The sequence below is a fragment of the Xylanibacter ruminicola genome, from assembly GCF_900107775.1.
In the GTDB taxonomy this organism is placed as follows: Bacteria; Bacteroidota; Bacteroidia; order Bacteroidales; family Bacteroidaceae; genus Prevotella; species Prevotella ruminicola_C.
Map to the genome: position 1 here is coordinate 495,666 of NZ_FNRF01000001.1, position 14,274 is coordinate 509,939.

Annotated in this window: 16 protein-coding genes and 1 riboswitch; of the genes, 12 read left to right on the forward strand and 4 right to left on the reverse strand. The window is 46.5% G+C overall.

The annotated features are described in order from the left end of the window. Positions 1-11 precede the first annotated feature (11 nt). The 4 genes from BLU97_RS01725 to BLU97_RS01740 all read right to left on the reverse strand — a co-directional run bounded on the left by BLU97_RS01725 (position 12) and on the right by BLU97_RS01740 (position 4,363). Entirely contained in the window at positions 12-2,447 is a 2,436-nt protein-coding gene (locus tag BLU97_RS01725; protein ID WP_074759963.1) for a site-specific DNA-methyltransferase, read from the reverse strand. 13 nt (positions 2,448-2,460) lie between these two features. Continuing rightward, positions 2,461-3,642 carry a PDDEXK nuclease domain-containing protein gene (locus BLU97_RS01730; protein ID WP_074759964.1) on the reverse strand — a complete coding sequence of 394 codons (1,182 nt, stop codon included), beginning with the start codon at positions 3,640-3,642 and terminating at the stop codon, positions 2,461-2,463. Between the two features lie 17 nt (positions 3,643-3,659). Continuing rightward, the gene (locus tag BLU97_RS01735; protein WP_074760380.1) at positions 3,660-3,890 is read right to left on the reverse strand and encodes a helix-turn-helix transcriptional regulator; all 231 of its coding nucleotides are present in this window, start codon (positions 3,888-3,890) and stop codon (positions 3,660-3,662) included. 215 nt (positions 3,891-4,105) lie between these two features. Beyond that, the gene (locus BLU97_RS01740; RefSeq protein ID WP_074759965.1) at positions 4,106-4,363 is read right to left on the reverse strand and encodes a hypothetical protein; all 258 of its coding nucleotides are present in this window, start codon (positions 4,361-4,363) and stop codon (positions 4,106-4,108) included. Further along, positions 4,362-4,475, reverse strand: a riboswitch (SAM-I-IV-variant riboswitch). (Overlaps the previous gene by 2 nt.) Before the next feature lie 66 nt (positions 4,476-4,541). On the opposite strand from BLU97_RS01740, the gene dinB reads away from it, so the two are divergent. The 12 genes from dinB to BLU97_RS01800 all read left to right on the forward strand — a co-directional run bounded on the left by dinB (position 4,542) and on the right by BLU97_RS01800 (position 14,268). Further along, complete coding sequence (gene dinB, locus BLU97_RS01745) at positions 4,542-5,636, forward strand: DNA polymerase IV (RefSeq protein ID WP_074759966.1); 1,095 nt, start codon at positions 4,542-4,544, stop codon at positions 5,634-5,636. 382 nt (positions 5,637-6,018) lie between these two features. Beyond that, positions 6,019-6,714, forward strand: coding sequence for a ParA family protein (locus BLU97_RS01750; RefSeq protein ID WP_074759967.1), 696 nt, complete (start codon positions 6,019-6,021; stop codon positions 6,712-6,714). Further along, complete coding sequence (locus BLU97_RS01755) at positions 6,695-7,129, forward strand: hypothetical protein (protein ID WP_074759968.1); 435 nt, start codon at positions 6,695-6,697, stop codon at positions 7,127-7,129. Before BLU97_RS01750 ends, BLU97_RS01755 begins: the two co-directional genes overlap by 20 nt. Before the next feature lie 20 nt (positions 7,130-7,149). After that, complete coding sequence (locus BLU97_RS01760; RefSeq protein ID WP_074759969.1) at positions 7,150-7,593, forward strand: hypothetical protein; 444 nt, start codon at positions 7,150-7,152, stop codon at positions 7,591-7,593. Positions 7,594-7,634: 41 nt separating this feature from the next. Continuing rightward, entirely contained in the window at positions 7,635-7,928 is a 294-nt protein-coding gene (locus tag BLU97_RS01765; protein WP_074759970.1) for a DUF3127 domain-containing protein, read from the forward strand. A 110-nt stretch (positions 7,929-8,038) separates the two neighbouring features. Then, positions 8,039-8,389, forward strand: coding sequence for a hypothetical protein (locus tag BLU97_RS01770; protein WP_074759971.1), 351 nt, complete (start codon positions 8,039-8,041; stop codon positions 8,387-8,389). A 176-nt stretch (positions 8,390-8,565) separates the two neighbouring features. Next, a complete protein-coding gene (locus BLU97_RS01775) occupies positions 8,566-8,922 on the forward strand; it encodes a DUF4134 domain-containing protein (RefSeq protein ID WP_074759972.1) in 357 nt (118 codons plus the stop codon). An 85-nt stretch (positions 8,923-9,007) separates the two neighbouring features. Next, positions 9,008-9,295 (forward strand): DUF4133 domain-containing protein, encoded by a 288-nt coding sequence (locus tag BLU97_RS01780; RefSeq protein WP_074759973.1) that lies wholly within the window; start codon positions 9,008-9,010, stop codon positions 9,293-9,295. 11 nt (positions 9,296-9,306) lie between these two features. Further along, a complete protein-coding gene (locus BLU97_RS01785; protein WP_074759974.1) occupies positions 9,307-12,171 on the forward strand; it encodes a TraG family conjugative transposon ATPase in 2,865 nt (954 codons plus the stop codon). Beyond that, complete coding sequence (locus tag BLU97_RS01790) at positions 12,165-12,917, forward strand: hypothetical protein (RefSeq protein WP_074759975.1); 753 nt, start codon at positions 12,165-12,167, stop codon at positions 12,915-12,917. The genes BLU97_RS01785 and BLU97_RS01790 overlap by 7 nt, the downstream gene beginning before the upstream one ends. 5 nt (positions 12,918-12,922) lie before the next feature. Then, positions 12,923-13,588: a hypothetical protein gene (locus tag BLU97_RS01795; protein WP_410543898.1), complete on the forward strand. Its 666-nt coding sequence runs from the start codon at positions 12,923-12,925 to the stop codon at positions 13,586-13,588. Further along, a complete protein-coding gene (locus tag BLU97_RS01800) occupies positions 13,585-14,268 on the forward strand; it encodes a DUF5045 domain-containing protein (protein WP_074759977.1) in 684 nt (227 codons plus the stop codon). Before BLU97_RS01795 ends, BLU97_RS01800 begins: the two co-directional genes overlap by 4 nt. The last annotated feature ends 6 nt before the right edge of the window (positions 14,269-14,274 follow it).

A 14,274-nucleotide genomic window follows, 5' to 3' on the forward strand; every position in this document is an offset into this window, starting at 1 on the left:
CTCCGTTCTTCTTATTTTGCTGCGTAGTTAATTCTGAAATTCTCCAAATAGTCTCTATACAATTGATAAGTCCTGAATTCTCTCAACTCATCAATCATTGTGAGATAAGCGTTCTGGCTGTCTGTAATGATATAGACAACCTCTATTTCGGGATGTTTATCCAATTCATTACGGAACTGACGGAAACATGACTCTTTTTTCAAGATGGCGATGTGGTTTTGGGGCCAAATTACAAATTCTCCCTCGACATTGGTCGGACATTCGCCTTTAGCTCCAGCTTTCATCCATAAGATAGGCAGAAGTTCCTGTAGCTGACGTCCGCGAGCCACAGACCTTTTATCCAAGAAGCCTAACTTGAAGAATGTAGCGTTTGCTTTAAAGCCGTCTTTCATGGACATTGATACAGGAACGGTTTCTTCTATTTTGCCCATCAGTTGACTTATTTCTTCTTTGACCTGACGGTATGTGGCGTCCTTATCAGTCACTATATAGAAGTTGGTAATATGGTCATTGCCTTCCAGAGCCTCTAGATAATCGTCGATTTTGGTGACATCAAAGAGAATGGAGGCATTATAGCTGTCATCTTCTGACACAAGGAATAGCACATCAGCAGTCATTGTAGGCAGTTTTACTTCTTTCTGCTTGTTGATGAGAGATACCAAGGACTTCTTGTGCTTCTGGTTTGCTCCCGCTGGGAAGAAATTGATTTGTGTAAATTTGCGGTCCAACTCCTTGGTTTCTGTCAGCGAGGTGAAGTATTCACCCTCTATAGGCTTGCCGTTTATGTCAATACCAAGAATACTGCACTGTGTGCGAGGCCAGTTCACATAACGGGCAATGCCCCACTTTTCCCATTCTTCATCGCCGGGTTTAATTCCCTGAGGAATCAGCTCCTTTTCTTTTGGTTCACCAATCTCATTGTTTGTCACCATAATGCAGCGTCGATGACCTCCATCTTCCTTATTTAACAAGTTTACGGCATGAAGTGTAGTACCACTACCTGCAAAGAAATCCAGTATCAGAGCATTTGGCTTGTTTGCAATGAAGAAACGAAGTGCATCATGAACTGCATAGAGGGACTTGGGGAAAGAGAACCTACTTCCGATTATACTATTTAGCAATCTAGAACCATATTGCGTCGAATCATGACTTGAAATTCTCCATATATCTCCAGGAACAGCCTTAAATAAGCCACTATGGTTGTCACTCCCTTCTGTTATGATTTCATTATTGGGCCCTCTCCCAATTTCTCTGAACTGTCCAGATAAAATTTTGTTATATTCACCATCTTTCAATATATAAATAGTATATCCCTTTTTATAGTTCCCTCCTATTTTCACACGACCTTGTTTTTGTCTCTCACGGAAAGTATCTGATGTCCATTGCCACCTACCTTCGCTACCATCTTTTCTGATAGGTAATAACGGATAGAGGCCTTCTATTTCTTCTGCTTTCGAGATACCTGGAGGTAATGGTTCGCCTACAAGTTTAATTATATTATTTCGGTCTATATAAACAGGATAAAAGCCTCCTGGTGAATCACTTCTTGATGCACCTAATCCTGACCTCTTAAGTAAATCCCATCTAACATATCCAGTATGTGTTCTTCCTTTGCTTGAAACCCATTCTCTTCCTAATTCCAATTGATGTGGCGTGCAATCTCCTAATAATACAAAAAAGATGAATTCACCACTTCGTCCAAAGCCTCCAACCCGAGCAACGTTAGCCGGGTTTATCATCGTGCTTATCATCTGTATTCTTGCCTCTGGAAACAATTGCTCGAGCAGACATCCAAGATGATGATACTCCAATTCGTCTATAGTAACAATCAACACAGAGTCCTTCGGATTCAAAAGTTTCTTGGCAATCTTCAATCTTGCTTCCATCATTGAAAGCCATTTGCTATGACGATAAGAGTCCGTACCATCCACATAGTCACAATTGTATTTCCAATCGTGTGAATCTGGCTTATTATAAGGAGGATCAATATAAATACAATCCACTTGTCCAGCATATAGATATACTAGCAACTGCAATGCATGATAGTTATCGGCTTCAATGAGCGTGTGCCAGAGTTCACTATCTGGTGCATTCTTCACACTATCCATTGGTTTTAGATAAGGATAGATGACATCACCACGCTGTGCAATAGCAACTAAATCTGCCAAAGGAAGAACCACCTCATTCATCGTGGATAGCTGGACACAAGTGGCTTCTGTATCAGTAAGGCTCTGCACCTCATACACATCGCTTACCTTTCCGTTACGTATCACCACATTAGTTCCCCTCCTTATTGGCACCTCTGGTGTCAACAGGTTATCAGGCATGTGGTGTTCAAACACCAGTCCAAAACTTTTCTTTTTCATCAGGCGCGCCAACTCCATCTGAATCTCTCCTCTCAGACTCTCGTCAGCTATGCGCTCTATATATTGATCTATTGCAGCCATTATATTTTATGTTCTATTCTGTTTCTTCTTTCTTGCTACTCCCCTCAAATACGCGCTGTAGTTCTTCCTTAGGTGGCAGGGCTTTCAGCAATTCTGGATCCATTTCATCGGCAGTCTTGTAGGTGGCTACACCCATTGGTTGCTTGAAATCCTGCATGATATATCCGGCATACTCTTTGTCGGCATGCTTGCAAAGGATGATACCAATGGGAGCTTCTTCATGACTGCGGCGGTCATCGTCGTTTAGTATTCGCAGATAGGCACTCAGCTGGGCAAGATAGCCCACCTTGAAACCGCCGTTCTTCAATTCGAACACCACGGTACGATTCAGATCCCGGCAAAAGAATAAGAGGTCTATCCAGTGGTCATGCCCAAGCTTGTCGAAGTGAACCTGACTGCCGCAGAAAGAGAACCCTCGCCCAAAGGTCATGATAAAGTTCTTCACATTATGAACGATATTGCTCTCTATCACGCGTTCATCCACGTCCTCGTCGTGCATACCCAACTCCTCTACATTGATATAGTCAAGCAGATATTCATCCTTGAACATCCGAATGGCTCGATAAGCCTGCTTGTAATCAGGTATGGTGGCCAGAAAGTTGTTGGGCATCTTGTCCTGATGGTGATAGAGGTCTTGCTTCTTGATAATACCAGGTAAGTCTTCAGTATTGGGCTTATAATTATGGCAATATCGTATATAGAAAAGACGCTCATCAGTGTCTTTTGCGTTCTCCAGTATGCGGATATGATGCGTAAAACTAATGCTAAGGAACTCTGCCAATGGGAAATCCGGGAAATTCGCCAATTGCAATTGGCGAATTGTATCTACCTGACTATCAATGGATTCATTAGATTCTTCAGTTGCTTCTGATGCTTTTCCACTCAATTCGCCAATCCCAATTGGCGAATTTGGTTCTATCATACACCATGCTTCATAAAAGATGCGCATGTTCTTTAGACTCGACACACCAAATCCGCGTAGTCCGGGAAGGTCTTGGCGCAACTGCTTGCTAATGGTTTCTATTGCTCCAGTTCCCCAATTCTTGTTACGGGTATTCATAGAAATATATCTACCAATACCATAATAAAGAGCCAACTGTTCTTGGTTGACAGCCTTGGCAGCCCGTGCCTGACTCTGTAAAATCGCGGTTTTTATGACGTCAACCGCGCTTTGATATTCCTTTATGTTGCTCATTATATATTGCTTTCTATTTATTTAGCCTCCTGAGATAGGAGATATGACTTATATTCACGAACTATCAGTTCCTTGATATCAACCTCTAATAGGTCTGCAATCTTTAGCAGGCTACTTAGATCTGGTTGAGAGGAATTGGTACACCACTTGGATACAGTGGATGGAGTTACTCCCATCTGTTCCGACAGCCATTTATTGGTTCGCTTCTTTTCAACAAGCACCAGCTTTATGCGATTAACGTCTTCCATCATTTATAGTTTTTATTGCCACAAAGATAGTGAATTAAATTCAATTTCTCGCATTCTTGTTTATACTATTGTTCAAAATCAATCACTTTTATATTTTTTTATGAGTTTTCTGACACAAAAACTATAAAAAAATGCATATGGGTGAATCAAATAATAAAATCCACCGTTGCCAAGAGCAGACGGCAAGGGTGGGGTTCTGATATTGAGAGAGAATCTCAGCCGATGGTGGTTAGTCGATTGTCGGCAATATCGTACTTGACAGGATGGGCAAAGGTGATGGCCTTACCGTCATAAACGGCAGAAACATCAATGCCGCGACGTTGAAACTCGTCAATGAGTGCCTGGTCATGATAGGCACGCATACCTGTCCAGCCGGTATTACCAACTTGACTATTGAATACTGTTACTAATTCTGGAATCTGCATGTCTGCGAACTGCAGGGCATACTTCGTGTAATAAATTTGCTGTTGCATAACTTTTTGTTTTTGAAGTGAATAATAATCTTCCGCATCGTACTGACCACCGTGGCTAAGTTAAAGCTCGGTTGGCGAGTCACCCTTTCAGGCACTGCTCTTGATGCTTCGGGTGCAAAGGTACAACTATTATTTGAAACCGCCAAATAATCAACATATTTTTCGTACCTTTGCACCCATGAAGGTTATCCATGTGGATATGGATCAGTTCTTTGCCGCTGTGGAACAGCGCGACAATCCGGAGCTGAAAGGCAAGCCGATTGCGGTTGGCCATGATGCTGAACGTGGAGTTGTCAGCACAGCCAGTTACGAAGCAAGGCGGTTTGGCGTTCACTCGGCACAGTCCATTCAGGTAGCCAAACGGCTTTGCCCGCAGCTTATCATCGTAGAACCGCACTTCCAACGATATAAGGAGGTGTCGGCACAACTGCACAAGATCTTCCATGACTACACTGATCTGATAGAACCCATATCACTGGACGAAGCGTTCCTTGATGTAACAATTAACAAAAAGGGAATAGAACTTGGAGTTGATATAGCGAAGGAAATCAAGCAGCGCATATTTGAAACTACAGGATTGACGGCATCGGCAGGTGTAAGCTACTGCAAGTTCCTGGCGAAGATAGCCTCTGACTGGCGAAAACCCGATGGTCTTACGGTAATCCATCCAGACCGTGCACTCGACTTTATCTCCCAACTAAAGGTAGAAAAGATTTGGGGTGTAGGGCAAAAGACCGCAGAAAAGATGCACTTCATGGGTATCTTCACAGGTGCTGATCTGCGCAGCCAGTCGCAACAACGGTTAACAGAAGTGTTTGGTAAAATGGGGCAAGTGTTCTACAACTTCGCACGCGGCATTGACAATCGACCTGTCATCAGCGAATGGGAGCGCAAATCAGTAAGTTGTGAGCAAACCTTTGAAAAGGACATCAGTGACCAATCGGCTGCCATCATTGAGCTTTACCACACTGTCCTCGAACTGGAGCGTCGTATCGCAAAGAATGAGTTTGAAGGCCGAACCCTGACACTTAAAATCAAGTTCCAGGACTTTCAGCAGATTACCCGTAGCATCACAGTTGAACATATCCTCCACACAAAGGATGACATCCTGCCTCTGGCCAAGCAATTGCTTCGTCAGATAGAGTTTCATTCCCACCCAATTCGCCTCTTGGGTCTTGGCGTTTCCAATCAAAGGGGAGAAACTGAAGATGAAAAGACTCGATGGATAGAGCTTGAACTGGAGTTTGAGGACTGGCCAGACAGTCAACTGTAGGTATTTGGCCTATCGAACGTCGAAGCTACGCCCTTCCTACTCCCTTGCTATAATAGCCGATAAACAGTCTAATATTATAATAATGTGTATTCTAATGTGATAAAATTAAGAAAATTAGATATTATTAAATATCAAAACTATAAATTTCTGAATAATTGTTTGGCAGTTTCAATTATTATGCGTAACTTTGCACCCGAAATCAATGGTTGACCACCCGAAAGTGGGTGTGTGATGACTGGTACATCGTCAACGAATACTTGTTCTGGGGCCCGACTCCTCATAAGAATTGGCCTACAAAAAAGGGAGCCTGTCAAGACTGTCACTATCGGCAGTCTCAGAGAGTGAAGAGAACAAGTATTCATCTTTAAATTGACGATTAATTATGAGCGAAGTAACAATCATCACGTTTGCCAACCAAAAAGGCGGCGTAGGCAAGACAACACTGTGTACCCTGTTTGCCAACTATCTGGTAAACCGAGGCAAGAGAACCATCGTTATTGACTGCGACGGTCAGCAGACCATCTTTGAGAAGCGTAAGGCCGACTACAAGAAGTACCCAGACCAGAAGGAGAAGTACAAGGTACAGGCTTTCAGCATCGCAGACCCTGAGAATGTCAAGAACCTGATGAAGAATCTGCGCCAACTTAATGGTGTGGTACTCATTGACGCGCCCGGCAACCTCGCCCAACAGGGACTTATTCCCCTTTTCGTACAGACCGACTATATTGTATGTCCGTATCAGTACGAGACCACTTCCATCAACTCCACCGTGACCTTCCTTGGCTTCATCCTGCAGCTGAAGAAGCGTGTGCAGTCGATGGCTACTAAGATATTCTTCATCGTCAACAAGCACGACAAGCGTTACGGCACAGAGAGGGAAAAGAAGCTTTGGGCTGAGACCGATGAGCAGTGGTCGAAGTTCGGCATCGTCACCCCCAAGATTGAACAGCGTGTGGAAATGCAGCGATATAACACGATGGGACTGATGGACACCCAGAAGTCCATTGTGACACCTGCCTTTGATTGCATCTATGACAACATATTTGGAGAGAACGGCCATGGCAAAGAAGACAAATGAAATGACATCGGACGACCTGATGACGCTACCCGATGACATTGAGGGTATCGTTCTTGACGTACAGGGACGGCAGAAACAGAATGCCGCCCCCGTACAGAGGCCGCAGGAAGAGCCAGTTGCCGAACCGATTGCAAGGGTGAATACTGAGCATAAGCCAACACCAACCGCCATGCCCAAGGAGGGCAACGAGTGGTGGAACACCTTTCTGAAATGTGGAGAGGGCTATGGCTACCGAGTGAAGAAAGACGGACGGAAGATGTACTGGATTGACGAGGACATTGTGACCGCATTGAAGGCTTGCGACATCAACCGTATGTCAGCCACTGACACCATAAACGCCATCCTTCGCTCCTTCATCATACTGAACAAGCAGGAACTTCGTGAGTGCATCAAGCAGCACGACAGTCTGATATGAGCATCTAAAATGACAAGGATATGAGCAAGAACGAATATGAAGAGACTGTAAGGGAACTCTATCCCACCTTCTCACAGGTTGAGATAGCCGAGGCAACCCACACCTCAAAGAGCACTGTCAGACGCGTTGTCACAGGACTCCACCTGACCCGCACCAAGGAACAGGAAAAGGAAATACGCTCCAGAATACGCAGGAAACTGATAAAGAAGGAACGTGCGCGTATTGTCTTTGGCTTGGACCAGCACACCAATATCAAGCTGGTCACCAACCCCAGGAAGGTGAAATACCGCACCAAGCTGAAGAATGACGGCTATATCGTGATGCGAGGCAGCAACACCATCTACTACACTCCAGAACAAAAGCGCCATCGCCACCGTGAAGAGAATGCCCGTAAGGCAGGACTGGACTTCGCCCCTTGGAGCGTACCGGCAGTGATTTACAAGCAAACGTGGCTGGGTGCATGACCATCCGGCACAAGTAATAAACATCAAAAGTAATCAAGCAAATGGAAATTCAAGGTAAGATTATCGCAGTGTTGCCAGAGAAGAGCGGCACCTCTGCACGAGGAGGTTGGAAGAGCCAGCAGTATGTGCTGGAAACCGAGGAACAGTACCCCAAACGATGTCTCTTTGACGTTTTCGGGGAGGACAAGATCAAACAGTATGCCCTTCAAGAGCAGATGCGCGTAAAGGTCAGCTACGACCCTCGCGCCGACGAGAAGGACGGTCACTGGTATGGCAGCAACAGAGCTTGGAACGTGGAGAGTCTTGACGCACCCGCTCCTGCTGCAACTACATAAGCTCATTTTCTTCGCTCAGAGAATCCGCAGTCCTGTCCTGTCATTGGCAGGCAGGCTGTGGATTTGAGACGGAGGAAACAGGATAACAAACAATATGCACAGAGAAAAGTATGACATTCGGTAATTTACTTACGGTTGTTTTCTTCGGCTATATCCTTTACTATGCCGGGATGATTTCCTACGACCAGTTCTTCAAGAAGGACGAGCTGCCTTTGGAGGCCGCTGTCGAGGAAGAGGAAATCGACATCAGCAGCGAGGCTGCCGAGTTCCATCCCAAGGACATTGTAAAGGACAAGAAGAAGGAACTGACCAAGGAAGAAGAATCAGAACAAGAAGTTATGAGTGGAGGTATTGAAATCGAAGAGCTGATACCCAAGGTGGACGAACTTGCAGAAAAAGGCAAGGATTGTCCTTTCGGTAAGCTCCTTGCCGACTGGAACGAGGTTCCAGAGGCCGCATAAGCTGGCAGACAGCTTTGATATTGTACTTTAACTTGTTAGCGGCTATAGTGGGAATGATGCCGCAGTTCGGCCAGAGGGCTGATGCTCCGAAGTCCTGTTAAGACTCCCTTCCCACACTACACGTGGTGCTTTAAATTGTAACATAGAATTTAAAATTAAAACATTTACAAACAATTATGTTACAAGTAGTTAACCCCATTAAGAACGCCCTTCAGCAGGGCTGGAAGAATCTCCCCAAGAAGCGCATCGCCTCATTCGTAGGCATGTTCCTCTTCTGTGCCGTCGCAACCTATGCAAGCAGCAAGGGTGCAGGTGGCTTCACCAAGGCCACGACGGAAATCTCGTCGTATCAGACCCCTGTAGCCAACCTGATGAAGGCCATCGCAGCCGTCATCGTGCTGGTGGGTGCCTTCAACGTCTATTTCAAGATGCAGAACGGCGACCAAGATGTGAAGAAGACCATTATGATGACCATTGGCGGATGCGTGGCATTCATCGCCATGTCGGAGGCTCTTCCCATGTTCTTCAAGTAAAGCAGGACGTGACAAAAGGAGATGCCCTCGCCATCGTCTTTCGACAGCAGGGCATTTCCTTCCTTTGTTTTTAAGAATCACTATCATGCAAGGTAATTACAACGGCTATCCCGTATTCAAAGGGCTTCAGCGTCCTTTGGAGTTCATGGGAATCAGAGGCAGGTTCCTTTCCTATGCTGCCGGAGCCATAGGAATGTCGTTCATCGGCTTTATTGTGTTCTCCATCCTCATTGGCAAGCTGGCAGGCTTTATCGCTATGATTGTGCTGGCCATCGCAGGACTGATCACGATATACGTCAAGCAGCGCAGCGGACTCCATGCCAAGCGGCACGACAGGGGAATCTTCGTCTATCAAGGCCTGTACAATCATTAAAGCGACTGTCAATGGCAAACAAGAAAAGACCATTTGACAAGCTCTTTGCCCAGCTTCAGGACATCAACGACGAGCGCGGCAGGCATCTGAACACCGTACTCTGGTCGAAGCAAGGCGACTGCTCTGTCATTCTCGAAATAAAGAACCCTGTGCCTCGCTTCAGCACCGATGCAGAGCTATATATGCAGTTCTGTGACGTGTTGAGCAATATCGTCCAGACGCTTGGTGAGGGCTATGCCCTCCAGAAGCAGGACATCTTCTGCAAGCGAGGCTATCATCATGACATCCCGCCCGAAATGGAGTTCCTCTCTCAGAGTTACTTCCGCTATTTCGAGGGCAGGGAGTATACTGACATCCGCACCTTTCTCATCATCACACAGGAAGCAGGAAAAAACATGTTCGTCAAGTACGACCCGAAAAAGTGGCTGGACTTCCATGCAAAGGTGGCGAAGGTGTGCGACATCCTCTCAGACAAAAACATCTGGTATTACAAGCTGAACAAGAACGATGTGTCCGACTATCTGCACCGTTTCATGACCATCAACTTCAAGGATGGTGCTTTCAGCGTCAACAACTTCAAGGCCAGTGATGAGTTCCTGACCATCGGCGACCGTGCCGTGCGCTCTTTCTCACTAGTTGATGTGGACGTTATCGACATGCCGACAGTGGTAAAGCCCTTTCTGCCGGTTCCAATCAATGGCTACCGCATCGCCACCGATCTGTTTGGTTTCATGACCAATGTTCCCTTTGCAGACTGCATCATCTACAATCAGGTCATCCAGATTCCTGCACAGCAGAAACTGAAGCGCAAGCTGGAGAGCAAGTCGAAACGTCACGGATCCATGCCTGACCCTTCCAACAAGATTGCCAAGGCAGACATTGACGCTGTTCTGGATATGCTGGCAGCAGATAACAAATTGCTGGTCAACACCAACTATAACATTATCGTCAGCTGTCCGTTGAACAAGGTCACACCTGTATCATCGTTCATCGAGACAAAACTCTATGGCTGTGGTATCATGCCGTCACGCACAGCCTATAACCAATTGGAGTTGTTTCAGGCATCCTTCCCCGGCAATGCCTACACCTTCAATCCTGACTATGACCTCTTCCTGACACTTTCGGATGCTGCTGTGTGTCTCTTTTTCAAGGAGCATACCAAGCAGACGGAACTATCACCCCTTTTGGTCTATTATACTGACCGTGACGGACTGCCCATCGGTATCGACTTCACGGGTAAGGAGGGTAAGGTCAAGCATACCAACAATGCCAACTTCCTTTGTATCGGGCCATCTGGTAGTGGTAAGTCGTTTCATATGAACAGTGTGGTTCGTCAGCTACTGATCCAGGACACCGACATTGTGTTGGTCGATACAGGTGACTCCTATGAAGGCATCTGCCGATATTACAAAGGAACCTATATCACCTACTCCAAGGAACGGCCAATCTCCATGAATCCGTTCAAGATTACCCGTCAGGAGTATGACGATAACTTCGGAGAGAAGAAGAACTTCCTTAAAACCCTCATCTTCCTCATCTATATCGGTGAGAAAGCCCCGGATGACGTGGAGGAACTTGTAGTGAACCAGGTCATCGTGGAATATTACGAGGCTTACTTCCATCCCTTCGAGAAGTACACCGAGCAGGAACGTCAGGACATCATCCATCTGCTGACCCTGAAGCACAAGATGAATGGTGAATACGACAAGTTTGAGGAAGAGTTGGAGAAGAAGTATGCAGAGCAGGAGAAGCAACAAGAGGTAGTTGAACCTGTCGAGCAGACTGAGCCATCAGATGAAACTGAGGAGAAAATGCGCAGGGAGAAGGAGAAGAAACGCCGTTGGGTGGAGAAACTTCAGAATCTGGCCAACGACAAGGCCGCATCAGCTGGAGAGGTTGCTGCAGCAGAGAACCAGCTTTCCCGTCTGACTCCTGAAGTGATGGAAGGAACCTACCTCATGAAACTCAACGAGGAGGTTGACCGTATGGAGGAACGCCGCCGTAAGCTGAAGGTAACTACGCTATCCTTCAACTCCTTCTATGACTTTGCCATCGAGCGAATCCCACAGATCTGCAAGGATAAGGATGTGAAGTTCAGGATTGCCGACTTCTCGGCTTTGCTCAGTCGCTTCTACAAGGGTGGTGAGCTGGAATACACGCTGAATAACGATGCCGATGCCTCGCTCTTTGAACAGAAGTTCGTCGTATTCGAGATTGACAAGATTAAAGAGGATCCTGTCCTTTTCCCTATCGTCGTGCTTATCATCATGGATGTGTTCCTTCAGAAGATGCGCCTGAAGAAAGGTCGTAAGGCCATCATCATCGAAGAGGCATGGAAAGCAGTAGCCACACCCCGTATGGCCGCCTACCTCCAGTTCCTTTTCAAGACTGTCCGTAAGTTCAATGGTATCGCAGGCGTGGTGACACAGGAGTTGGAGGACTTGCTTTCATCGGACATTTTGAAGAAAGCTGTCGTAGCCAATGCCGACGTGACCATCCTTCTCGACCAGTCGAAGTTTAAGGACAACTATCAGGATGTGGCCGACCAGCTCGGACTGACACAGGTGCAGCTTCAGCAGATCTTCACTATCAACAGTCTGAAGAACAAGGATGGACGTGCCTATTTCCGTGAGGTATGGATTCGTCGTGGTGACACCTGGGACGTATTCGGAGTGGAGGAACCGCCTGAATGCTACTGGGCCTACACCACTGAACGACTGGAGAAGGAAGCCTTGAAAATCTATGAGCGGCACTTCGGCAATATCCAACAGGCCATCATAGAAATCGAGAAAGACCGTAAGAAGGCAAATGTAGGAAAGTACCTCGACTTTGCCAGACAAATCAATAATCATCAAAACATTATGTCACTATGGTAAGAGCAAGATTAGCAATCGTATTAGGCGCATTCCTGTTGTCCGTACAGGCACATGCAGGATGGAAGGTGGTGTTTGACCCTTGGACGACTGGGGCCGTTACTGCTAATGCCGCCTCACAGGAACTGATAGAGAGTCAGCATAACACAAGGCTTGACTCCATCAATTCCAAGCAGCAGAAGATCATGCAGTACACGGCGACGATGGCCACAATCAAGGAACTCTATAAGATGTCGATGGAGAATGTCAGCGGTTTCGGTGCAGAGTCACAGTATTATGTGGAGATTGGGGCTTGTGTGGCCGAGATCTTCAAGGATGTGCCGGTCGTACTGAAATACATGAACAAGTCGCCCGGCAAGAACTATGTCATCTGCCTCAAAGAGGTGACGGACATTGTACTGGAAACAGAGTCACTTGTGAAGGATTTCGTGGATATTGTCAACAACGGCAAGGTGAAGAACCCTATCAAGAAGAGCAAGGATGTTCCCAACGTAGGTACAGCCGCTAGTGGCAACGGCGACGGCTATAACTTCATTGACCGCTATGAGCGTCTGACACTGGCCAACCAAATCTACACCCATCTGCTGGAGATACGCTACAAGATGGAGGCTATTACGATGATGTGCCAGTATTGCAGCGACATGAACAACCTCCTGCTGGCCATCGACTGTCAGTCGTGGGCTGCATTCTTTAGTGGTAAGAATATGGCTGAAGGACTGATTAACGACTGGGAGGGCTTGGGTGTATGAGAAGGATGTTTATCTGTCTGATGGTGCTGGCGATAGGCTTCAGCCCTGCCAGAGCCATTGATTTCCCTAATGACTTCCCGACCATCGAGGCACTGATCAGTCTTCACAAGATGATAAAGGGTGAAGAGGATGCTGCAAGGGATAAGATTGCCGTCAGTTTCGGAGAGCAGTCTTTGGTGACCAAGGGTGCCAACAAGTTCAATGATGCCCGTACCACTTTGGACTCCAAGCTCTCCAACGGCTACTCTTATGTCCTGCTGGCTGCAAGTCTTAGCTACACGGCCAGCAGCATGTATAAGCTCATTCAGGAGTATTCCGAGTTTGCCCAACTATCAGTTCAGTATTCTACAAAGAAACCGATGGTAGCCTGGTATTTCACAGAAGCCAACCTTGCCTGTTCCCGTGAGATCAAAAATATCAAGGCGCTATACCTGACGATGACTGCCAGCGGCCTGAACGTGATGAAGGCTTCCATGGACGAGAAACTGAATCTTGTGAACTCCATCAAGACAAGTATAGACACCATGCGAGGCATCATAGACAGTGCCTATTGCTGGGCAAGTATTGTGGCTGTCGGAGGCTTTCACTATGATTATATCTGGGACATCCTGAACAGCGAGGTCACGGATGAGATTGCAACAGGACTAATCAATCAATGGAATAAAGTATGAGAAAGAAACTATTAATCTTTTCCCTTTTGGCACTATTGCCGATGGGAATGTCAGCACAGTGGGTACAGATTTCTCACGATGACCAGAAGGAGAAACAATGGAAGTCGATGGAGAACGGCCCATGGGACTTTGCTCCCGACTGGTATTATTATCTGTTTCACAAGAACTACAGCGGGGCATCGCTCCACTGGAGATGGAGAGGCTTCCATAGCGGACTTTATGTCGAATTTGAAGAGGAGGACTCCAATGTAAAGCGTATCATGCCTGTGCGTGTTATCTCGGAAGAGACGCAGCGGCAGAAGATGAAGAAGGTCGAGGACGAGAGACAGTATATCGAGGAACTTCACAAAGAAGATGTACTTCGTCAGGCTGACCGTAATGTCGATCTGGTCTATAAGTCCTTCAAGGATGACTTCAACCGTATGCAGAACAGCATTTCTGAGGGCTTGGTATTCTGCATGACCAAGAGCAAGGGCAAGATGAAAGCGCAGGTCGATGAACTGTCACGCCAGAACAATATCATCTGCCAGAACATTGCCTATCTGCATAAGACGGGCATCGGCTATGAACTGGAGAATGCCAAGCGTCAGAAGGGTTACATTGACGCCAAGAAACAGATGGAGGAACTGGTGAGCCGTACCGCCCATCTGGTAGGCATGGCACAGAACTATTACAAGTGAGGAGGA